The sequence below is a fragment of the Sorangium sp. So ce362 genome (assembly GCF_051519845.1).
Taxonomy (GTDB): domain Bacteria; phylum Myxococcota_A; class Polyangia; order Polyangiales; family Polyangiaceae; genus Sorangium.
This window is the reverse complement of sequence record NZ_CP150332.1, coordinates 7,312,588-7,333,990: the sequence shown is the minus strand read 5'-3', so window position 1 is coordinate 7,333,990 and position 21,403 is coordinate 7,312,588. Positions and strand designations below refer to the sequence as shown.

Annotated in this window: 14 protein-coding genes; 6 read left to right on the top strand and 8 right to left on the bottom strand. The window is 71.7% G+C overall.

Translation table 11 applies throughout. The features are described from left to right. Positions 1–729: 729 nt before the first annotated feature. On the bottom strand, positions 730–2,268 hold the full coding sequence (gene cysS / locus WMF17_RS27920) for a cysteine--tRNA ligase (protein WP_437596207.1): 1,539 nt from the start codon (positions 2,266–2,268) through the stop codon (positions 730–732). Positions 2,269–2,576: 308 nt separating this feature from the next. Between cysS and WMF17_RS27915 the strand changes: the two genes are divergently transcribed. After that, positions 2,577–3,644, top strand: coding sequence for a class I SAM-dependent methyltransferase (locus WMF17_RS27915; RefSeq protein WP_437596206.1), 1,068 nt, complete (start codon positions 2,577–2,579; stop codon positions 3,642–3,644). 85 nt (positions 3,645–3,729) lie between these two features. On the opposite strand, the gene WMF17_RS27910 is transcribed toward WMF17_RS27915, so the two are convergent. After that, positions 3,730–5,277, bottom strand: a complete 1,548-nt coding sequence (locus tag WMF17_RS27910; RefSeq protein ID WP_437644141.1) for a protein kinase domain-containing protein — start codon at positions 5,275–5,277, stop codon at positions 3,730–3,732. Between the two features lie 87 nt (positions 5,278–5,364). Here WMF17_RS27910 and WMF17_RS27905 point away from each other — a divergent pair, with 87 nt between their 5' ends. Both WMF17_RS27905 and WMF17_RS27900 read left to right on the top strand, forming a co-directional pair. Continuing rightward, the gene (locus WMF17_RS27905) at positions 5,365–9,345 is read left to right on the top strand and encodes a protein kinase domain-containing protein (protein ID WP_437644140.1); all 3,981 of its coding nucleotides are present in this window, start codon (positions 5,365–5,367) and stop codon (positions 9,343–9,345) included. Positions 9,346–9,726: 381 nt separating this feature from the next. Next, a complete protein-coding gene (locus tag WMF17_RS27900) occupies positions 9,727–10,518 on the top strand; it encodes a hypothetical protein (protein ID WP_437644139.1) in 792 nt (263 codons plus the stop codon). 431 nt (positions 10,519–10,949) lie between these two features. Here the strand turns inward: WMF17_RS27900 and WMF17_RS27895 are convergent, their stop codons facing one another. Continuing rightward, the gene (locus WMF17_RS27895; RefSeq protein ID WP_437644138.1) at positions 10,950–11,771 is read right to left on the bottom strand and encodes a hypothetical protein; all 822 of its coding nucleotides are present in this window, start codon (positions 11,769–11,771) and stop codon (positions 10,950–10,952) included. 363 nt (positions 11,772–12,134) lie between these two features. On the opposite strand from WMF17_RS27895, the gene WMF17_RS27890 reads away from it, so the two are divergent. Together WMF17_RS27890 and WMF17_RS27885 are read left to right on the top strand one after the other, a co-directional pair. Continuing rightward, complete coding sequence (locus WMF17_RS27890; protein WP_437644137.1) at positions 12,135–13,277, top strand: AAA family ATPase; 1,143 nt, start codon at positions 12,135–12,137, stop codon at positions 13,275–13,277. A 3-nt stretch (positions 13,278–13,280) separates the two neighbouring features. After that, positions 13,281–13,883 carry a DUF4276 family protein gene (locus WMF17_RS27885; protein WP_437596201.1) on the top strand — a complete coding sequence of 201 codons (603 nt, stop codon included), beginning with the start codon at positions 13,281–13,283 and terminating at the stop codon, positions 13,881–13,883. 99 nt (positions 13,884–13,982) lie between these two features. Here the strand turns inward: WMF17_RS27885 and WMF17_RS27880 are convergent, their stop codons facing one another. The 5 genes from WMF17_RS27880 to WMF17_RS27860 form a co-directional block, all read right to left on the bottom strand. Continuing rightward, on the bottom strand, positions 13,983–16,130 hold the full coding sequence (locus tag WMF17_RS27880; protein WP_437644136.1) for a protein kinase domain-containing protein: 2,148 nt from the start codon (positions 16,128–16,130) through the stop codon (positions 13,983–13,985). A 96-nt stretch (positions 16,131–16,226) separates the two neighbouring features. After that, the gene (locus WMF17_RS27875) at positions 16,227–16,874 is read right to left on the bottom strand and encodes a hypothetical protein (RefSeq protein WP_437596199.1); all 648 of its coding nucleotides are present in this window, start codon (positions 16,872–16,874) and stop codon (positions 16,227–16,229) included. Between the two features lie 13 nt (positions 16,875–16,887). Continuing rightward, on the bottom strand, positions 16,888–17,409 hold the full coding sequence (locus WMF17_RS27870) for a hypothetical protein (protein ID WP_437644135.1): 522 nt from the start codon (positions 17,407–17,409) through the stop codon (positions 16,888–16,890). Positions 17,410–17,478: 69 nt separating this feature from the next. Continuing rightward, positions 17,479–18,555 carry a fibrinogen-like YCDxxxxGGGW domain-containing protein gene (locus WMF17_RS27865; protein WP_437644134.1) on the bottom strand — a complete coding sequence of 359 codons (1,077 nt, stop codon included), beginning with the start codon at positions 18,553–18,555 and terminating at the stop codon, positions 17,479–17,481. Positions 18,556–18,694: 139 nt separating this feature from the next. Then, positions 18,695–19,861 (bottom strand): PAS domain-containing protein, encoded by a 1,167-nt coding sequence (locus WMF17_RS27860; RefSeq protein ID WP_437596196.1) that lies wholly within the window; start codon positions 19,859–19,861, stop codon positions 18,695–18,697. A gap of 341 nt (positions 19,862–20,202) precedes the next feature. Between WMF17_RS27860 and WMF17_RS27855 the strand changes: the two genes are divergently transcribed. Further along, positions 20,203–21,102 (top strand): 1,4-dihydroxy-2-naphthoyl-CoA synthase, encoded by a 900-nt coding sequence (locus WMF17_RS27855; RefSeq protein WP_437596195.1) that lies wholly within the window; start codon positions 20,203–20,205, stop codon positions 21,100–21,102. The last annotated feature ends 301 nt before the right edge of the window (positions 21,103–21,403 follow it).

Here is a 21,403-nt window from a genome sequence, read left to right as displayed (position 1 = left end):
GGATATGCCCGGTCCTGGAGGTCGATTTTCCCCTGCTGCGTCGAGTCCAGCGTGCCTGGCCATGTCGTGGGAGCCCGACACTGGCACAGCTGGCACACCATATTTACGGGACCGGCGGGGGCTCGAGATCAGACAAGCACGTTTTCCACGCGTCCGATTGGTGCGCGTGCTGTCTCGCCGCGCATCCAACAACGCTCCTCCCCGGAGCCGCGCGCCTGTCGCACTTCGTCCCGGGGGCCATGCCTTTGCCGTCCGCCGTGCCGCGCTCGTGGCCGCGTTGGTCGATCGTCGCCCCGCCGCTTCTATAAGCCGGCCGCGCCACCGCCTCGATGCGCCGCGCCGCGCTCTCCCAGCGTCGGCTCGCCTCGACGTCTCCTTATAAGGAGGGGGCGCCCACCCCTATCTCATATAAGGAGGAGGTCGCCGACCGTTCCGTCTCGTCACGGCCCGTCCTCGTCGTTCCCGCGAACGGCCGCGGTCTTCGGATCGAATCCCCAAGCCCCAAGAGGCGTCGTTTGCGGTCTCCCGCCGTCCCCCCAGCAGGTTTCCGCCGCGCCCCCGGACCTCCTCACCCCCAACCTCTGAACCCCCCGTTAGCGGAGCGCTCCCGCACAGGAGACGGGCCCAGATCGGCGTTTTCGGCGCGGAGGCGTACTCTTGTACGCCGAGCACCGAAAACGTCGAGATGGGCCCGTATCCGAAGCGGGAGTGCTCCTCAGTGAGTGCTCCTCAGGACGATGTCCAGCGGGGCCCGGAGGGGGTGTCTTCCAGGACGACGCCGGCCTCGGCGAGCAGGGTGCGGATGGCGTCGGCCTTGGCGAAGTCCTTCGCCTTCCGCGCGGCCTGGCGCATCGCGAGCAGCCGGTCGATGGCGGCGTCGCCCCCGCGCCCCGCTTCGCCCTCGGAAGGGACGAGCGCGTAGTCGGCCACGAGCACCGGATAGAGCGCCGGCTCGGCGATCTCCACCCCGAAGACCCAGAGGTGACGCGCGATCGCGCGGTAGACCGCGAGCAGCGAGGCGCGGTCGTCGCACTGCTCGATCCCCGCCGAATAGAGCGCGCTCACGTAGTCGAAGAAGGCCGCCACAGCGTTCGGCGTGTTCAGGTCGTCGTCCATCGCCTCGATGAAGCGCCCGATGAACCGCTCGGTGTGCTCCTTGAACCGGCCGTGGACATACTGGTGGCGCATCCTCGGGAACCGCTCCTCCTCGGGCCGCTGCGACGCATAGGCGCCGGGGGCGAGGGGCTCCTCCGCCGCGCCGCGCAGCTTCTCGGCGAGGACCGCCGCGAGCTTCTTGATGCGCGCGTAGCCCTGAGCGCTCTGCTGGAGCAGATCCCAGCCGAACGGGAGCTTGCACCGGTAATGGTGCGTCACGAAGAACCACCGCGCCTCGTCGTGCTCGTGCCTCGACAGGAGCTCCTCGATGGAGACGACATTCCCGAGGCTCTTCGACATCTTCACCTCCTTGAGATCGAGGTGCTCGGGGTGCAGCCAGTAGCGCACCCAGGGCCTCCCGCAGAGCGGCTCGCTCTGCGCGATCTCGTTCTCGTGGTGCGGGAACATGTTGTCGATGCCGCCCCCGTGGACGTCGAAGTGGTCGCCGAGCAGCGCCGTGCTCATCGCCGAGCACTCGATGTGCCAGCCGGGGCGCCCCGTCGGCCACGCGTCCGCCCCGGTCTGCCAGCTCGGCTGGCCGGCGGCGGTCGGCTTCCAGAGGCTGAAGTCCGCCGGGTGCCGTTTTCGCGCGAAGTCCTCCTCGACACGGCCGCTCGCCCCGACCTCCTGCTCGTCGACCTTGCGCCCCGAGAGCTCACCGTAAGACGCGCACGTCGAGACTTCGTAGAAGACCTCGCCGTTCACCGTGTACGCGTGGCCCTTGTCGATCAGGCGCTTCACCATGTCGACCTGCTCGTCGACGAAGTCGGTGGCGCGCGTGTAGACGGCGTAGTCCTTGATGTGGAGCTTGCGGCAGTCGCGCCGGAACGCCGCGATGTTCCGCTCGGCGACGTCGACGGCGCCCTCGCGCTCGCTCGCGCGCTGCATGATGCGGTCGTCGATGTCCGTGTAGTTGATGATGCTCAACACGTGATAGCCGCGGTACTCGAGGTAGCGGCGGAAGACGTCCCAGAAACAGTAGGTACGCGCATGACCGATGTGCATCGGCGCGTAGACCGTGAGACCGCATGTGTAAATGCGCACGATCTTCGGCTGGGCGGAGACGAATGGCTCCTTCTTCCTCGTGAGCGTGTTATGGACCTTGAGCGGCATCAACCACCTGCGTGAATGTGCGAGCTGCCCCCCCCGGACCGCGTACGCTACCCCGGCCCTGTCGCCCGGTCAACGCGGAACATCGCCGTCGTTCCCCTTGTTTTTCCTCAGGAATGAGGGCGCCCGGCCAGGAATGAGTGCGCCCGGCGGGCCCGCTCCGCGACTGGCGACTGACTCGCAAAACTCTGGATGACCACCCCGCGCTGCGGTGAGCCCGCACCGCGCCCGGGGATGGACACGGCTGCTCGCGCCGCCCCGGCCGCCGTGGACGCTTGCGGCCGTCCTTCCTTCGGTCTACGCAGCCGTGCATGCACATCACTTCAAGGACCTTGCCGTTCGTCCTCGCCGGCGCGCTCGCCGCCTGCGCGTCCAATCCGCCGCCCGTCGAGAGCGCCCCGCCGCCCGCGCCGCCGGCCCCCACGCAGCCCACGCCGGCCGTTCCGGCCGCGCAGCCCGAGGCGGCGACCCCGCCCCAGGTGGACCCGGCAGAGGAGAAGAAGAAGGCAGAGCTCGCCAAGCTCGCCGAGGACATGAAGGCCATGGAGGCCAAAGCCGACCAGGAGGCCGCGCGCTTCGACGACGCGCTCAAGGCCCAGGTCAAGGCGCTCGTCGCTGCCAATCACCCGAGCGCGGGCGCGGCGCTGCGCGCGGCGCTCAAGGGGAAGCACCGCGTCCCGGGCAACGCCGAGCGGGACGCGGCCCGGCACCCCGTCGAGACCCTGGAGTTCTTCGGCCTCAAGCCGGCGAGCACCGTCGTCGAGCTCGGGGCAGGCGAGGGCTGGTACACCGAGCTGCTCGCGCCGGTGCTCGCGAAGAAGGGCAAGCTCATCGTCACGTCGCTGGATCCGAACGGCCCCGCGGAGTCGCGCAACACCCTCTATGGAAAGCGGGTGAGGCGCCTGCTCGACAAGTCGCCCGACCTGTTCGGCAAGGTCGATGTCGTCGTGATCGACCGCGAGGACCCGAAGCTCGGGATCGAGGGCAAGGCCGACATCATCCTCGCCATTCGCGAGGCGCACGGCTGGCACCGGGTCGGCAAATTCGACACCTACGTCGCCGAGGCGTTCAAGGCGCTCAAGCCGGGCGGCGTCTTCGGCATCGTGCAGCACCGCGCCCAGGCCGACGCGAACCCCGACGAGAGCGCGAAGCAGGGGTACCTCCCGGAAGCGTGGGTGATCCAGAAGGTCGAGTCGGCCGGCTTCAAGCTCGGCGGCAAGTCCGAGGTGAACGCCAATCCGAAGGACACGAAGGACTACCCGGAAGGGGTCTGGGCGCTGGCGCCGAATTTCCGGCTCGGCGACAAGGACCGCGCGCGCTACGCGGCCATCGGCGAGAGCGACCGGATGACCCTCAAGTTCGTCAAGCCCGCCCGCTGACCCCCGCCCGCCCCGGTCCCACCCGCACCTCACCTCCGCGCGCCGCGGCGCCCGCTGCCAGGCGGCGCCGCGTCGGCGCCCGCCGCTACGCGGGCGCCGCGGCGCGTCCCGCCGGCGGCGGAGCGACAACGCGGCGCATCGGGATCGCCGCGCCCGGGGCCGCCGAGGCCCGGTTCGACGCGAAGTTGAGGCCGTCCAGCGTGGCCGGCGACGCGTAGACGCCCGGATCCGCCGCCTCCTGGAGGCACGACGAGAGCTCGAGGACGTTCCCGCCCACCACGGAGCCGTCCTCGGTGACCACCACGTCGCCGGCGTGGAGGCAGAAGCGCACGCCGACCCTCCGGTCGCGCCCGTCGGGCCCGGCGAGCCGCTCGTACAGCGCGAGCGCGGCCGCGATCGCGCTGCGGCGCGCCTCCTCGGCGCCGCGCTCGTCGCGCGGCCAGTCCGCCGACAGCAGCACGCTGGTGCTCGTGACCGCGAGCGGCGAGAACCCCGCGGTCGCGAGGTGGGCGATCGCCTGCGGGAGCACCGCCTCGAAATCGGTCAGGAAAGAGTCGGTGGGGGCCTCGAGCGCCCGGGTGTCGGCGAGGACCTCGACGAGCATCCCGATCGCGAGGCGCCGGATGCGCCCCGCCTCCTTCGCCCCGGCGCGCAGGACCCGCGCCGTGGCGGCCCGCACGTCCTCCAGGAACGCGGTGACGTCCGGATGGCGGCCCGCGGGGTCCTTGCTCATGGCCCGCACCACGATGTCGTCGAACGCCGGATCGACCGGCGCGTGCAGGCTCGGGCGGGGCGGCGCCTGGTGGAGGTGCAGGTGGCGCAGCACGGGGTACGCGCTCGCCGAGAACGGCATGGAGCCCGCGACCATCGTGTAGAGCAGCGCGCCGAGCGCGTAGACGTCGGTCCGCATGTCGACCGGCCGGTTGAGCAGCTGCTCGGGCGACATGAACGCCGGGGTCCCCACGACGTGCCGCGACGAGGTGAGCGAGAGATCCGTCGCGCCGAGCAGCTTCGCGATGCCGAAGTCGAGCAGCACGACCCTGAGCCCCCCGCCCTCCTCGCACAGGATCACGTTCGAGGGCTTCACGTCCCGGTGGATGATCCCGAGCGCGTGGACCGCGGCGAGCGCGCTGCAGAGCGGGTCGAGGATCGCGAGCGCCTCGTCCGCCGGGACCCGGCCGCGCGAGAGCAGGTGCTGCTCGAGGCTCCTGCCCTGCAGCAGCTCCATCGCGTAGTAGGGCCGCCCGTCGTCGAGCCGCCCGACGTCGAGGATCTCGACGACGTTCGGGTGCCGGATCTGCTTGATCGCGTCCACCTCGCGCTGGAAGCGGAGCACCACGTCGATGCGCGAGATCAGCTCGGCGTGCATGATCTTGACCGCCGCCGGCGCCCCGCTCGTCCGGTGCGCCGCGCGGTAGACGACGCCGAACCCGCCTTCGGCGATGACCCCGTCGAGGAGGTACTCGCCCGCCCGCGGCGCCACGGCGATCGGGATGCCCGGACCCTCGCCCGCCAGATCGTGCGTGTCGAGGTTCCATGTCGGCACCGTGCCGGCCGGCGCCTCGCCCGTGGCGGGCGCGTCCGCCGCCGGCGCGGCGGGCGGCGACTCATTGTCTTGGCGGGAGGTCTTCATACATGACAGCGGTTGACTTCGCGCGTTACTGTAGCCGTAAGCCGGCGTCCAACGTGACCGTCGGCTGCCCCGAGATCGAGCCGAATCATGCATCGATGCGCCGTATGTCACGGGCGGCTCGCCGATGGCGCGCCCTGCGCCAGAGACGGCTTCACGCCGCCGCCCGGCGAGCGCGAGGCCGTGGAGGCCGCGGCGCCCGTGCTCGAGGGCTTCGCGGTGCTCGGCCCGCTCGGTCGCGGCGGCTTCTCGGACGTCTGGGCCGCGGAGCGGGACCACGACGGCGCGCCGGCCGCCATCAAGGTGGCGCGGCAGTCGGCGTCGAGCTTCCGCGAGCGGTTCCGGTGCGAGGCCTGGCTCCTCGAGCGCGTTGGGGGGCCGCACGTCGCGCAGCTGTACGCCCACGGCGAGCTCGCCGACGGCCGGTCTTACCTCGCGATGGAGCGGCTCTTCGGCCGGACCCTGGCCGAGGAGCTCGCGGCGCTGCGCGCCCCGCTCGACCCGGACCGCGCCGCCGGGCGCGCGGACGCGATCCTCGCGGTGCTCGAGGCGGCGCACGCGGCCGGGGTCGTCCACCGCGATCTCAAGCCGGAGAACGTCTTCCTGCTCGGCTCGAGCGGCCGCGCCGTGCTGCTCGATTTCGGCCTGGCGAAGCTCGCCCTTGCCGACGGCCAGCCCGCCTCGTCGGTCCACGCGACGCGCGCCGGCGCCATCGTGGGGACGCCGGAGTACATGGCCCCGGAGCAGCTCCGGGGCGACGCAGCGAGGATCGACGCGCGCGCGGACATCTATGCGTTCGGCGTCATCCTGTTCGAGCTGCTCACCCTGCGCCCGCCGTTCGTCGGGGACGAGAACGCCGTCGAGCACGGCCACCTGGCGCTGCGCCCGCCGCGCCCGAGCGACCTCGCGGACGTCCCCGAGGGGCTCGAGGAGCTCACGCTCGCCTGCCTCGCCAAGGACCCGAGCCGCCGCCCGGACAGCGCCGCCGCGCTTCGCCGCACCTTGCACGCCCTGCGCGCGCGCCGGTCCGGCGACACCCTCCCGCCGCCGTCGGCGCCGCGCTCCTCGCCGCGGTCGTCGAGGCCGGGCGATGACGTCGCGACGGCCGCCGCCGAGGGGCGGCAGCCGGTCGCGCTGCTCTTCGTCGAGGCCGGCGCGGGGCCGGTGATCGCGGCGGTCGGCAGCCGCCGGGGGTTCATCGCGCGGCAGCGGGGGCGGCGCTGCCTCGCCGTGTTCTCCGCGAGGGACGTCGACGACCCGGCCCGCGCCGCCCTCGCCGCGGCGCGCGAGCTCACGGAGGGCGACGGCGCGCGCGTGGCGCTGCACCTCGCCAGCGTGCGCCTGCGCCGGGTCGCCGGCGGCCTGCACGCCGCCTATGGCGCCCCGGTCGAGCGCCCCGAGACGTGGCTCCCCGCCGAGCCCTGGCGCGGCCTCGTCATGACCGAGGAGTTCCAGCGCGCGCTGCCCGAAGACGAGCTCGCCCCCACGCCGCCGGACGCCCCGGAGAGCCTGAGCGAGCCGCCGCTGCTCGGCCGAGACGACGTGCTCTCGGCGCTCGCCGGCAGCGCGACAGACGCCTTCGACGGGACGTGTCCCGGCCTGTTCACGCTGATCGGCGACGCCGGCCTGGGCAAGACGCGCCTCACGGCCGAGGCCGCCTGCATCGCCGGCGTGCCGGTCCCGGACGTGCGCGTGGTTGTGGTGCGCGCGCTCCACCCCATCCATGGCGGCGCCGCGCAGGCGGTGCGCGCGCTCCTGCGCGTCGCGCTCGATGCGCCGGACGAGATCCCCGACGATCCGCGGGGGTTCTGCGTGGAGCGGCTCGGCGAGACGAACGGGGGCGCCACCTGGGAGGCGGTCGCGGCGGCGCTCGGCTGGGCCGGCCCGGGGGGCGGGCTGCTGTCCGGGGCGGCCCGCCACGGCCTGATGCTGGCGCTCGCCGACGCGCTCCGCCAGCGGGCGCGCCGCGGCCCGCTCGCCGTGATCCTCGACGACGCCGACCAGGCGGACGACGTGCTCCTCGACGCCCTCGAGTACGCCACGCTCGACGGCGAGGGCACCCCGCTCTGGGTGGTCGTGACCGCGCGCCCTCGCTTCGAGCAGGCCCGCCCCAGCTGGGGCCAGCGCAACCAGCGCCACACCCGCGTGACGCTCGCGCCGCTCGCGGAGGAGGCGGCGATGGATCTCGCCTCGCGCCTGCTCCTGCCGGCCGAGTACCCGCCCGCGGAGACGCTCCGCCGGCTGGCCGACTGGGCGGGCGGCAACCCGGACTGCCTGCGCCGGATCGTCCGCTCGCTCAAGTACGCGGGGATCGTGCGCCGGCGCGCCGGCGGCGGCTTTTACGTCGCGACCGCGGAGGTCGCGGCGCTGCCGCCCGCGCCGGCGTGGCAGTGGCTCGCGGCGCGGCAGCTCGACGAGCTGCCGGCGGAGCTCGCGGCGTGCGCCCGGGTCTGCTCGGCGCTCGGCATGTCGTTCGATCGCGCCGAGCTCGAGGCGGTGCTGGACGGCCTCGAGCGCGCGGGCGGCGCCGGCTCGATGGTCGACGCGGGCTTCGGCCTGGGGGCGCTCGTCGAGCGGCGGATCCTGCAGCGCGACGGCCAGGGCGGCGGCGGCGCGGGCGGCGACCGGCACGCGTTCCATAACGCGGTCTTCCAGGAGGCTGTCTACGAGATGTTCGACCCGGCGCACCGCGCCGAGATCCACCGGAGCGCCCTCGAGTACTGGCGGGCGCAGGTGGCGGCCGGCTCGACCGACGGGCTCCGCGCGCTCGCGCGCCACGCGGCCGTCTGCGGCGAGCGCGCCGAGGCCGCCGACGCCTACCTCGCGCTCGGCGATCTCGCGTCCGCGCGCCACGACGCCGTCGAGGCGGACCAGCGCTACGACGCCGCGCTCCACGTCGCCGAGCGGGGCGACGCGCGCCGGCGCGCGCGCGGCCTCGCCGGGCGCGGCAGGAGCCGGTACCGCATGTGCCGCGTCCAGGAGGCGCGCGGCGATTTCGGCGAGGCGCTCGCGCTGGCCGAGGCGCTCGGCGACGCGCACCTCACGGCGACCCTCCTGCTCGAGGACGCGATCGCGCTCGACTGGGCCTTCGACTTCGACGAGTCGGCGCGCCGGGTGGAGGAGGCGCGGCCGCTCGTCGACGCGGAGCGCTCGCCCGAGCTCGCGTTGCTCCTCCGGGTCGCCGAGGGCCGGACCTTGTGGCGGCGGGGGCGGCTCGACGCGTCGATCGCGGAGCTCACCGGCTGCGCCGGGCGCGCCGCGGCGTCGGGGCACTACGACGCGCGCGTCCTCGCCCTGCTCATGCTGTCGTTCCTGCTCGCGTCGGCGGGCCGCCGCGAGGAGGCCGAGCGGGCGTTCGGGGATCTCATCACCCTGCTCTCGGCGGCCGGCGATCGATTTCACCTCTGCGCGGCGTACATCAACCGCATCGCGCTGTGGGCCTGGAGGTGGTCTCTGCCGGGCGCGGTCGACGATCTCCGCCGGGCCGTCGATCTCGCGCGCGAGATCGGCAATCCGTGGCTCGAGAAGATGGCTTCGTACAACGTCGCGGTGCTGCTTCACTGGAGCGACAGGCAGCGCGAGGCGCTCGCGCTCGCGCGGCGCGCCCGGTGGCTGGAGGAGCAGGCCTCGGAGCGCCCGATGCCTCACACGGCGATCCTGCTCGGGCAGATCCACCTCGTCCTCGACGAGTACGAGCAGGCGAGCCAGCTCGTCCTGTGGATCGAGCGCTCCTGCGTCCTCGGGCCGGGCGACGTCCCGGACTACACGTTGCTCAAGCTCGTGCTCTCCGAGGTCGGGCTCCGGCCGGCCAACTCATCCTCTGTCTCGTGGAGCGAGGCGATCCAGCTCGCGAAGGACCAGCCCTTTGTCGAGAACACGCTGCTGCTCCTCTACTGGCGTGCTCGAATGGCGCTTCGTCGGGGACACACCGCGGAGGCCGAGGAAGCGCTCGCGAGCGCGCGGGAGCGCCGCGGCGAGAGCCCCATGTGGCTGTCCCGCTTCGGCGAGCTGGAGCGCAGGCTGGAGGAGGGGTCCCGGGCTCCGGACGTTCGTCCAACCCTGCCGGCCTGACTCGACAACGGTTGTTCTCGCGCCGCGTTCGGGCGAGACCCGAGACGCGATACGCGGGACCCGAAACCCGAAGCCTGAGACCCGAAGCCCGAAACCCGAAACCCGAAACCCGAAACCCGAGACCCGAGACCTGAGACCTGAGACCCGATATCCGGGCAAACAGTGTGTAACGCTTTTCAGCATTGCGCGTCTTCCTGGAAAATGAAATACTGAGCGTTTGGGAAAGAGCGAGATTGTCGGCGTGTATCTACCGCTGTAATCATCTCGAAGGAGCGCGGAATGTCCTCGATTCGCTTCGTCGCAGTGTGTCTTCTTGGTGCCTGTGTGCTCACGGCTGGATGTGTCGGGCCATCGGACGTCGAGCCGGTCGAGACGGCGGAGATGCCGCTCCTACCTCGCACGGTGGTGCCCATCGGCGCGAACGGCCTGGATCCCGCCCACTTCTGGGCGACGCCGAACCGTGCGGCGTTCCGGGCGCTCGGCGGCGCTGCGCTCGTCGGCGCCGGCGCCGTCCTGGTCGCGACGCCGCTGCTCGGCACCGACGGCGGGAAGAGCGTGCTCGACTACACGGTGCGCTGCGCGCTGTCCTCGGAGCAGGTCGTCTATGGGCCGGACGGCGATGTGTTCTCCGGTGCCTTTGGATTCGCGCCGGGGTGGACCGGTCGTGCTCTCAACACCTCGGAGCAGCGCTGGGTCTCGGCGTGCATCTTCCAGCACCTGAACGGTTCCGGCGAGCATGTCGATATCTTGCTGAAGGGCGGCCACCCGGTCCTCGAGTGTCCCCTGGACGAGGAGCCCTTCGTGGATTTCATCGTGCGGGACGCCACGATGTACGGTAACGCCTTCGTTCCTGGGCCCGTTGCCGGGTTTGCCTGCATCGATCCCGATCTGACGGGGGAGCTCTCGAGGGTCTCGCTGAGCTGCCCGCTCGATCTCAGCCTCCTCGCGCTGGAGAGGCTCTGCGGCCATGTGCCGACGTGCGGGATCGCCTTCCTCGGGCTCTGCGACCTGGCCTGCACGGAGAACGCTGCCGGCGACCAGACGTGCCACACGCTCCCGCTGCTCGGGCCGCTGCTCGGGCCGCTGCTCGGGCCGAGCTTCTCGGAGACGATCCGGACCGAGCTACGCGACGTCGATCTCCTCCCGCTCTACCCGGGTTGCGGCCTGCTCTGACCGGCGCTGACGGACGCCGGCGCGCGGGGGGCCTGACGCGGGGGGCCATGCCGCCGTGCCCTCCACACGGACACGCCACTGTCGCCCCTCGGGCGCGACGAGCCCCGCTGGGGACCGTGAGGGACACATCGCGTCCGGGCGGAGGAGGGCAGCGGACGGGTAACGTCCGGGCTGGGAAGGGCGGCGGACGGGTCGCGTTCGGGCTGGGAAGGGCAGCGGACAGGTAGCGTCCGGGCTGGGAAGGGCGGCGGACGGGTCACGTCCGGGCTGGGAAGGGCAGCGGACGGGTCGCGTCCGGGCTGGGAACGGGAGCAGTCAGCGAGCTCCAAGCTGGGCCGGGCGGCGGCCGGAAGGCGTCCTGATCGGGCCGGAGAGCGGATGCCGGGCGGCGGTGCACGCCGTGAGGATGTCCCTTCAGATCGAGGCTGCGCTCAGGGCGGGGCGCTCGCCGGCTCCTCCTCGTCGTCCGCTGGCTCCTCCGTGACGACTTCCTCTTCACCCTCGCCGTCGTCCATCGCGGCCGAGCGCGCGGGGGGCGGGTAGCGCTCGAGCAGCGCGAGAAAGGGAGCATGGAGCGCTTCGAGCTGCTGCCGCTGCTTGCCGGGCGCGGACTGAGCGAGGAGCCACGTGATCTCGTCATGGATGGCATTGAACGCCGTCACACACCCGCTGGTGGCCGCGCGCAGGCGCTTCGCCCGCGTCCCCGGCCGCTTCTCCCCGCCGCCTCGGCCGATGCCTTTGGCGAGCGCTTCGGTGGCCTTCTCGATGCGCTTCAGGTGCGCACCGGCGCCGATCTTCTTGATGTCGGCCTCCATCGATTTTCTCGCGGCCGCCGCCTGGAAGCGCCCGAAGTCGACCTCGGCGTCGTACCCGAGGCGGGTCTGCTCGGTGCCGTTGCCCTTGAGCATGACCGAGCGGATCCGGGTCGCTGCCTCGCGGACCGCCGGGTCCTCGCCCTCTTCCGCCGAGGCGACGAAGTGGTGCAGCGCGCGCTGCGCCGCGTCCCACTCGGCGTCGAGCGCGGCGAGCTCGCTGGCCGAGCCGATGCCGAGCGCCTCGTCGACCACGGCGATGCACCAGGTGGCGCGGAGCTTCCACGCGACGGGCCGCGGCGCCTCCACGAGCTGCGGCGGCATGCGATCGAGCGTGTCGTACTTCTTGATGGAGACGTCTTTCCACGCGCCCTCGTCCAGATCGCGCGAGAAGGCGCTGAATCCCCGGTCGGGGACGAAGCTATACCCGTATCTGGCCATGTGTCCTCTTTCCCCTTCCCCCTCCCCCGAAGGGACAGTTTACAGGGGAGGCCGGCGGCTCGTTCAAGCTCTTTTCGTTCCTGAGCGCCGCCACGTGCTCGACCCCGACCGAGAAGAGGCCGCTGCGCCGCCCGCGCGGTGCCCGAGCCATCCAGGATCTGCTGGCCTCCTCCGCCTCGAGGCGCGCTCACGCGCCGACGGACCCGACCTCGACCCTCGGCGCTGCGCGTGGGTGAGCACGCCGCCTCGGCATGCAGACCTCGGCGCCTCGGTTCCGACCCCGAGAGCGATGCCGTGGCGGCCCTTGCCCGAGCGGGAAAATGGGCATAACGTGCGCTGGCAACGCGCGCCGGCGAGCCACCCATGAAGCTGACGACCCTCCGAGCAGACCGCTACCGCAGCCTCAAGCACGTCGACACCTCGTTTGGCGGCCTGAACGTGCTCATCGGCACCAACGCGAGCGGCAAGAGCAACGTCCTCGACGCGCTCCGCTTCCTGTCGGAGGGCGTCAGGGCCAAGGACTTCGCCGACAGCGTCGCAGACCGCGGCGGTATCGTGCACCTCGCCTGGAAAGGCGAAGTCGCCGGCGAGGTCTCCCTCGAGACGCACTACGAGGATGAGGGGAAGCGCTACGAGTGGACCGTGGGCTTCCGGCGGGTGAACGGCGGCTTTGCGACGTGGGAGCGCCTCTATCAGATCAATGATGGGGGTCCACCAGGCCACCTGCTCGAGGCGAACGCTGGCAAGGCATGGTGGTGGTCGAGCCAGGCCACGAGCAACAAAGTCAGCCTGGCGCTCGCTCCCACCGCCTGCGCCCTCGCCGTCGCCAGCGCGGACGAGTCGTTTCCGGCGAGGCGCCTCGGCGCTTTCGTTCAGCGATGGGGGTTCTTCGATCCGAGCCCGCCGCTCCTGCGGCGTGCGTCGAACGTGTCGGATGCCGACCGGCTCGATACGTTCGGGCGCAACCTTGCAGCTCGGCTCTATGCGCTGCAGAAGGGGCCGGACGGCGGCGAGGCATTGAATCGGATCGTCACGGCCACGCGCCGGGTGCTCGGCGTGCCGGAGCAGATCGTGCTCCGGGTGTCGGACATCGATGGGCGCGTCTACTTCGTCCAGCGCGAGTCCGGTCTTTCCTACAACGTGCACCAGGTAGGCGCGTCGAGCGGCACGCTCCGCATCCTCGCAATGATGACCGCGCTCCTCGGCGAGGCCGACGCGAGCCTCGTGGGGGTCGAGGAGCCGGAGAACCATGTCCATCCCTCGGCGCTCAGGGCCTTCGCCGAGTACCTCCGAGACGCGAGCGAGCGCGCGCAGATCCTGGTCACCACCCACTCTCCGCTGTTGCTCGACTGCTTGCCCAAGCCCGAGGAGGTCGCCGTCGTCCGGCGTACGCCGGACGGCACCACCATCGAGCGCGAGCAGCACCCGGAGGCGGTGGACGCAGCGCTGGATGCGTCCGGCTTCGGACTGGGGGAGTTTTACGAGACCAAGGGGTTCGGGGCCTGAGCCATGGCCAAGCGGGTCGTCGTCATCGCTTCAGGAGAGACCGAGCGGCTCGCCTTGCCTCACCTTCTGCGACACCTCGGCGAGCACGGCACGCTCGTCGACGAGCCGATCCGAACGCCCTCGCGCAACCGGGCCATCACCGGCGAGAATGCATGCAGGCTCCTCCTCAGCGCGTGGTACGAGAAGCCGCCGACGGACCGACCTGACAAGTTCGTCATCCTGCTCGACGCCGACGCGAAGGACCCGCAGGATGTCGTGGCTCGGTTCGAGGAGGACTTGAAGGCGAGCGCGGTAGGGCATCGCGTTCCGGTCCCCATCCTTACCGTTGCGGCGAAGTGGCACCTCGAAGCCTGGTTCTTCGCCTGTGCGGCATCGCTCCGTGACTACCTAGGGCGGGACCTCGGGAACGTCGACACCAGCCAGCCTGACGAGATCGTGAACCCGAAGAGACACCTGATCCACCTGCTCAAGGAGGGGCCGGGAGAGATCTACACGGCCCGTGTCTCCGAGGAGATCGCGCAGCGGCTCTCGGTGCAAGAGCTGCGGCGCAGCCCGAGCTTTGCTCGCTTCGAGTCAGCGGTCCGCAACGGCCCGAAGCCGGCATGAAGAGGGGTGCTTCCCCGCGGTGCGGCGAGAGCTCCGGCGAGCTGCGCGGGGCCCTCGCCGCGCCGGGTCGCTGGTGGCGCGGCTCGCCGCGCGCGCTCGCTACGTCCCGAGGCGCGCCTTCAGCTGCTGGATGGCCTCGGCGATCGCCTTGTCCTCGCGGAAGCAGCACGGGTCGGTGCGCCTGCACCGCGCGCCGTGCAGCACCTGGAGCTCGAAGAGCGTGCGCTCGTCGCCCTCGGCCGCGGCGCGGCCGAACAGCGCTCGCTTGCCGTTGCACGTGGCCTTGCGGAACGCGAACGTGACGCGGAGCGCGGGGGTCGCGCGCGCCATCACCGCGGGACGCGTCAGGATCTCGCTGGCGCGCCGGGCCGACTTCGTACCCCCGCGCGCGCGCGTGATGTCGAGCAGCACGTCCAGGCCGCCGCTGCCGAGCCGGTTCGTGAGCAGGTCGAAGACCTCGTCCGCCGCCGGATTGCCCTCCTCGAACGCGATGCCCGCCACCGTGGACAGGACCTCTTCGCGCAGGCCCCGGCTCAGGATCAGCTCCGGGTCGGCCTCCGCCAGGGCCAGCATCGACTGCGCCCCGAGCACCCAGTTCCTGATCGCCACCGCCCGGCTGAGCTGAGCGCGCAGCCCCGCGGCGCCTCGGTCGTCGTCCTCCTCGGGCGGCGCGCTCGCCGTCGTTGCCGGAGGCGGTGCTGCCGGCGCGGGCGGGGGCTCCACCACGGAGGCGGGGGCCGGCGCCGCCGTGGTCGCACTGGGCTGCCGGAGGACGAGCCAGGTCGCGCCGCCGATCGCGAGCACCGTCACGGCCGCCAGCGCCGCCGCGAGGGGCACCCAGCCCGCCGAGGGCGCGGAGCGGCGGTGCGCGTGCGCGAGCAGGGTCTTCCGGGGCCCTGACCAGGCAGGCGGCGCCAGGGCCCTGGGAGCCCCCTGGGCCGCCCTGGGGGCCTCCTGGGCTGCGTGCGCCCCCTGGGCTGCGTGCGCCCTTTGCGCGGCCTGCGTCCCTTGGGCTGCGTGCGTCCCTTGCGCTGCCTGCGTCCCCTGGAGGGCCTGCGCCCCCGCCGCCGCCTGCGCCCCCTGGGCTGCGTGCGCCCCCGCCGCCGCCCCCGCGTGCGCCCCGCTCCCGACCGCCGCCGGCGCCGTCGCCCGCGCGAGCGCCGCGAGCCCATCGTCGAGCGCCGCGATCGCGTCGGCCGCCGTCTGGTAGCGGAACGACGCGTCGTGTTCCATGAGCCGCGCCACGACCTGCTCGACCTCGTAGGGCACCACAAGATCCGGAGCGCGCAGGCGGAGGGGCGGCGGGCCATCCGGGCCCTGCTGCTTGAGCCGCTCCACGATGTTCTTCGTGTCGAAGGGGTGCCGTCCGGTGAGCATCTCGTAGAGCACGAGCCCGAGCGCATACAGGTCCGCGCGCGCATCGACCGCATCCATCCCGCGCAGCGCCTCCGGCGCCAGGTACGCGAGCGTGCCGAACACCTCGCCGGCGCTCGTGAGCGCGGGCCTCGGGCTCGTCGTCTCGCGGCGCTGGCTGGACAGGAGATCGACATCCACCTTCGCGAGCCCGAAATCGATGAGCCTGACCTGGTCGTGCGCGTCGAGCAGGATGTTCAGCGGCTTCACGTCGCGGTGGACGATGCCCTTCTCGTGCGTCGCCGAGAGCGCAGACGCGAGCTGGCGCGCGATGCGGAGCGCCCGCGCGGGCTGGAGCCGCCCCGCCGCGATCACGTCCTTGAGCGGCGTGCCCTCGACGTACTCGAGGATGAGGAAGAACGACGCGTCGTCCAGCTGGCCGAAGTCGATGGCCGCGACGACGTTCGGGTGCCGGATGTGGGCGCCCGCCACGGCCTCGCGCTCGAACCGCGCCACGAGCTCCGGCATCCGCCGGGCGAGCGGCCTGAGCAGCTTGATCGCGACGTGCTTGCGGAGGTGCACCTGCTCGCCGCGGTAGACGGCGCCCATCCCGCCCTCCCCGATGAGCGCTTCCACGCGGTAGCGCCCCGAGATCAGGCTCCCGATCAGCGCGTCGCCGCCCGCGCCGCCGGCGGCGTCCGCCGCCTCGACGCCCTCGGCGAGGACCGCCGCCTCGACGCCCTCGGCGAGGACCGCCGCCTCGACGTCCTCGGCGAGGGCCGAGCTCGAGAGCTCCTCCACGGGCCCTGTGGCCGGCGCTCCGACCCGCGGCACCGTGAGGTCCTCGATGTAGGCCGAGCCGAGCGGCTCTTCGGATCGCGGCGTCTCCGGCATGCGGCGCAGGATATCAGGTCGGCCGGCGCTGCGGGGAACGGGCGCGGCGCTCCGGCCGGGGGGTGGACGGGAGCGCGCGCCCTCCGGCGGCGCACCTCACAGGAGGAACGACACGCCGAGCGAGAACGCGGGATACCCGAGCCGCATCGTGAGCGTGAGGTTCTCCGTGAAGTGAAAGCGACCTCCGACGAACACCACCGGAGAGACCCCGGGATACGGATCGCGCCCCAGGTCGCCGAGATAGAACGACAGCCCCGGCTCGCCGAACACCGACCATCGCCGGTGGAGCCAGAAGTTCCACTGCATCACGACCGAGCCGAACACGTAGTTCGACGCGTCCCCGTACGTGTCGACCTCGGTGCAGACGCGCGTGCCCGCGGGCCCGTTCTCGAAGCGCCTGCAGTCGCCGCGGTAGTTCCCGTTGCCCCCGTAATGGATGCCGTCGATGCCGAAGCCGATCCCGACCGAGTCGTTGATGCGCTTGATGAAGCCGTCGGGCGCGAGCTCGATGGTGGCGCGGAAGCCGGCGCCGACGCCCGTCCCGACGCCGGGGCCGAGCGGCTCGAACGGCGCGATGAGCAGGTGCGGCTCGAGCTCGACCTTGTAGTCGGGGCGGTCGCCCGGGCGCTTGATCGTCATCTGCGCTTCCCCGACCTCGGCCCATCCGACGGTCAGCGCCACGAACGAGAGCGCGGCGGCCAGCAGGCGCGGCGCGCGGAGCTGCGATGTCATCGCTGTCTGCATGGTCTCGGTCTCCTCAGCATCCGCCGCACGCGAGCGAGCGGTCCGTGCACAGGACCGGAGCCTCGCCGTCGGGGCAGGTGACGCGGCACTCGCCGCTCACGTTCTCGCAGAACACACGGCACGAGCCCCGGCACTCGATCTCGCAGGTCCCCACGTTCCGGCAGGTCACGACGCTGCTCGACCCGACGCTGACGCCGCACCGGCTCGTGTCGTGGCACTCGTACCGGCAGCCGCGGTCGCAGATGGCCCCGCACGACGCGGTGTTGTGGCAGTCGAGATCGCAGTCGTCGCCGCAGGAGGACGAGCACTCGTTGACGTCGAAGCACTCGAACGAGCACCCGTGCTCGCAGACCGCGCCGCAGCGATCCATCTGGAAGCAGCGCTGGTCGCAAAAGTCACCGTCGCAGCCGAGGTAACACTCGTCTCCGTTGGAGCACTCGCACGCGTCTCCCTCCACGCAGGCGCCGCTGTTCCAGCAGCTCGCCAGGCAGAGGCCCGCGAAGAGCATGAGCAAACATAGTGCATAGAAGCGCATGGCCGGGCCAGCATACCGAGCCGCCCGAAAATTGTCACCAAATCCGCGGATGTGCGCCTGCTGCCCAGCTCACCACCGCGTCCAGCGAGAGATTCGCCGCACCCGCGTGAAGCGTGTGTCGTCGCCGGCGAGCCCGAGCCGCTCCGCGATGTGCGCCCCGAGGTGAGGACCCCAGCCGCCGTCGTCGAGCGGCTCGTCCGCGTCCGCGCCGAGGTTGTATTCCCAGCACTGCGCGTAGTGCTGGGTGACGTTCAGGAACTCGAGCGCACAGTTCCCCGGGTCAGGGTCGCCGTCGTGGTCGTGAGACGACCACCCCGAGAGGAAATGCGCGACGTAGATGTCGGCGTTCCCCGAGACGTGCGCGGGGCGGAGGAGCTTCATGGTCGCCGAGTCGATGCCTTCGGCGGTCGCGCGCATGGCCTCCTTGACGGTTCCCTCGATGTCCTCGATCTCGTCGCGGTACTCTCGACCGACGAAATAGAGCGAGCCGCGGTAGAAGTTCTGCGAGATGTCCGGGGCTCCCCGGGTCCCGAGCCGCTCGGCGTAAGGGATGTTCCAGAACGGAAGCGTCGCTCCCGCCTCGGAGCCGACGCTGTTGTAGACGAGCGCCCAGCCGCCGCCGTCCGTCGCCAGATCGCAGTAGGCGGGGAACTCCGGCTCTGGGCCGGGCCCGTCCAGATCGAGGAGAACAACGCCGCTCGGCAGGCCGGGGGGAACGTCGGCGCAGCTCGGGTAGACGCACCCCTGGTTGACCACGCCGTCGCAGTCCTCGTCCTCGGCGGTGTTGCAGCGCTCGGGCGCCGGCAACACCTCTCCGGCGCACGGGCCGAATCCGTCTCCCTCCTCGCCGCAGGTCCTCACGCCGCCGCGGCAGGCGCCGCGGTTCAGCGTGTCGGGCGGCCCGCCGTAACAGCCATTTTGGCTCCCGGGCTCGCACGGCCGCCCGCCGCCCCCGCTCGCCGTCGAGCCGCCCCCGCCGCCGCTCGCCGAGGCGCTGCCGCCGCCGCTCGCCGAGGCGCCGCCCCCGTCGCCTCCGGCGCCCTCCGCCTCGAACCTCCGCACCTTCGTCGAGCAGGCCGGTGCGGCGGCGAACAACACGATGGTTGCGCAGCAGGCCCCTGCGACCGGACCTCTGCCGAGCACCATGCGACCTCCGGGAACACGCGCGCACACCACGCGGCCTTATACACCAGCCGCCGCGCCGCGCGCATCGGCCGCGCGCGGATCGCGGCGGGGCAGGGGGGCGGAGCCGGCGCGGCACGGCCGCGGCGCCGGCGCGCGACCGTTACAGGGCGAGGGCCGGGGCCTGGCCGCTTTGCAGCGCGAAGGAGATGGCGCTCTGGAGGGTGCTTTTCGTGATGACGCCGGCCAGGTCGAGCCCGAGCCCGACGAGCGTCTGCGCCACCGCCGGCCGGATGCCGGTCAGGATGGTCCTTGCGCCGAGCAGCTGCAGCGCCCTCGCGGTGTCGACGAGCGCGGAGGCGACCCGCGTGTCGATCTCCTTGAGCCCTGTCACATCGAGGATGACGATCTGCGTCTGGGTCGACTGGACTCCGTCGAGCGCGACCGACATCACCTGGCCGACCCGCTCCGAGTCCATCTGACCGATGAGCGGCATGACCACGATGCGATCGGTGATCGGGATGAGCGGCGTCGACATCGCCTGCATCGAGTCGCGGAGCCGCGCGAGCGTCCGTTCGAACTCTCCGAGCAGCTCCCGGTAGGGCGTGACGTCGTGGGCGGTGGCATAGACGAGGCGGCTCGCCGGATCCTCGGCCCCGTCCAGGTGCGCGGTCCACGCGAGCCACTTGTAGGAGCCGTCCTTGCACGCGTAGCGGTTGTCGAAGCGGATGGTCGTGCGGCCCTCGAAGAGGGCGGCGGCCTCGGCGACCGTGGACTCGCGATCGTCGACATGGACGAAGTCGATGAACGGCTTTGCGGTCATCTCCTCGGGGGACCAGCCGAGGGTGCGCTCCCAGGCCGGGTTTGCGTGGCGGAAGTACCCGTTCGAGTCCAGGGTCACGAGCAGGCCCACCGAGACCCGGAACAGCCGCTCGTACACTCTTGCGAGCTCCGCCACCTGCGCGAGCTGCTCTGTCCGCTCGCGGTCGCTCGTCAGGTCGAGCGCCATGGCATGGATGAGGCGCTCGGCGGGGGGAGCATCCATGTCGACACGGGCGGCCCAGCCGAGCCACCGGTACGACCCGTCCTTGCACACATAGCGATTGTCGAACCGGGATGTCGTGCGACCCTCGAACAGGGCGGCGGTCTCCGCGAGCGTGGCCTCCCGGTCGCCTGGGTGGACGAACTCGATGAACGGCCTGGCCCTGAGCTCGTCGAGCGACCAGCCGAGGGCCCGCTCCCAAGCAGGGCTCAGATCGTGGAAGTGGCCGCGCGCGTCCGCGGTAGCCAGGAGCCCAGCCGACACCTGGAACATCTTTTCGTGGCTCAAGCCCGTGTCCTCCCCTGCGTGGGCGGCGCGCGCTCCTCGTCGCGCTCGCCCGCTTCCTGCGATGTCCCTGCCCAGATGCTCGTGAACGTTGCCCACGCCGTCTGGTCGGAGCGCGCAGGCGCCCGCGTCCAGGCAGAGTCGATCCCACCAGTACGTCGAAGCTTGCTTGTCCACGAGATCGATTTCCATGTCAAGGGCGTCGTCGCAGGCGCCCAGAGAGCCACGAGGGGCGGCCGGGGTCGGGGGTGCGTGTGCGCCGCTGGCTCGCGCCCACTGTCGGTGTCGCCGCGGTTGCCAGGCCCTGGTGAGGCGGGTACGGTCCGCGCCCAAAGGAGTGGACCATGACCGTCTCTGCGATTTTCAACCCGGCGCGCTGGCGCGAGGTCGACGGGTTCTCGTTCGAGGATCTCACCTATCACCGCGCCGTGGATCAGGGCACCGTGCGCATTGCGTTCAACCGGCCCGAGGTGCGCAATGCCTTTCGTCCCCGCACGGTCGATGAGCTGTACACCGCGCTCGAGCACGCGCGCACGACCGCCGACGTGGGCTGTGTGCTGATCACCGGCAACGGACCCTCTCCGAAGGACGGCGGCTGGGCGTTCTGCTCCGGCGGCGATCAGCGCATCCGCGGGAAAGACGGTTACAAGTACGAGGGCGAGAGCGCGGGGCAGGCGGATCCGGCGCGGCTCGGTCGACTCCACATCCTGGAGGTGCAGCGGCTCATCCGGTTCACGCCGAAGGTCGTCATCGCCGTCGTGCCCGGCTGGGCGGCCGGCGGCGGCCACAGCCTCCACGTGGTCTGCGACATGACGCTGGCGAGCCGCGAGCACGCGATGTTCAAGCAGACGGACCCGGACGTGGCGAGCTTCGACAGCGGTTATGGCTCGGCGCTGCTCGCGCGGCAGGTCGGGCAGAAGAAGGCGCGGGAGATCTTCTTCCTGGGGCTCGATTACACGGCGGAGCAGGCGGCGGCGATGGGGATGGTCAACGCCGTCGTCCCTCACGCCGAGCTCGAGGACGAGGCGCTGCGCTGGGGGGCGCTCATCAACTCGAAGAGCCCGACCGCGATGCGGATGTTGAAATATGGTTTCAACCTGCCTGACGAGGGGCTCGTCGGACAGCAGCTCTTCGCCGGCGAGGCGACGCGGCTCGCTTACGGTACGGACGAGGCTCAGGAAGGCAGGGATGCTTTTCTAGACAAGCGCCGTCCGGATTTCAAGCGCTTTCCCTGGCACTACTGACAGCGCCGCTCCGTGGGGTCGCGGCCGACCCCCCAGGACGGGTCGGCGAACGCGCATAAAGCTTCGAAAACAGACAGTAAATGGGGGTGGATCCGCGGGCGCGGGGCGCGGATCCTGCGACCCGAGCGTTTGAATTTTTCTGTAAATTTGTGTCTTTGGTGTGCGAGCGCGACCTGTCCACGGTTGCGGCGCGTCCAGCGACGCCGCAACGCGCGATCTCGATGACGCCGCGATGCGTGATCTCGAGTTGACGAAGTCGGGTGATCGTACCGCGCCCGGAGTGCATGTCTGCGCTTGACAA

Bases quoted from the DNA above. Each gene is read 5' to 3' on its own strand.
- WMF17_RS27915 (WP_437596206.1), top strand. From the start codon at position 2,577: ATGCACATCACTTCAAGGACCTTGCCGTTCGTCCTCGCCGGCGCGCTC.
- WMF17_RS27905 (WP_437644140.1), top strand. From the start codon at position 5,365: ATGCATCGATGCGCCGTATGTCACGGGCGGCTCGCCGATGGCGCGCCC.
- WMF17_RS27880 (WP_437644136.1), bottom strand. From the start codon at position 16,130: ATGCCGGAGACGCCGCGATCCGAAGAGCCGCTCGGCTCGGCCTACATC.
- WMF17_RS27885 (WP_437596201.1), top strand. From the start codon at position 13,281: ATGGCCAAGCGGGTCGTCGTCATCGCTTCAGGAGAGACCGAGCGGCTC.
- WMF17_RS27865 (WP_437644134.1), bottom strand. From the start codon at position 18,555: ATGGTGCTCGGCAGAGGTCCGGTCGCAGGGGCCTGCTGCGCAACCATC.
- WMF17_RS27875 (WP_437596199.1), bottom strand. From the start codon at position 16,874: ATGCAGACAGCGATGACATCGCAGCTCCGCGCGCCGCGCCTGCTGGCC.
- WMF17_RS27910 (WP_437644141.1), bottom strand. From the start codon at position 5,277: ATGAAGACCTCCCGCCAAGACAATGAGTCGCCGCCCGCCGCGCCGGCG.
- WMF17_RS27855 (WP_437596195.1), top strand. From the start codon at position 20,203: ATGACCGTCTCTGCGATTTTCAACCCGGCGCGCTGGCGCGAGGTCGAC.
- WMF17_RS27900 (WP_437644139.1), top strand. From the start codon at position 9,727: ATGCCGCTCCTACCTCGCACGGTGGTGCCCATCGGCGCGAACGGCCTG.
- WMF17_RS27895 (WP_437644138.1), bottom strand. From the start codon at position 11,771: ATGGCCAGATACGGGTATAGCTTCGTCCCCGACCGGGGATTCAGCGCC.
- cysS (WP_437596207.1), bottom strand. From the start codon at position 2,268: ATGCCGCTCAAGGTCCATAACACGCTCACGAGGAAGAAGGAGCCATTC.
- WMF17_RS27870 (WP_437644135.1), bottom strand. From the start codon at position 17,409: ATGCGCTTCTATGCACTATGTTTGCTCATGCTCTTCGCGGGCCTCTGC.
- WMF17_RS27890 (WP_437644137.1), top strand. From the start codon at position 12,135: ATGAAGCTGACGACCCTCCGAGCAGACCGCTACCGCAGCCTCAAGCAC.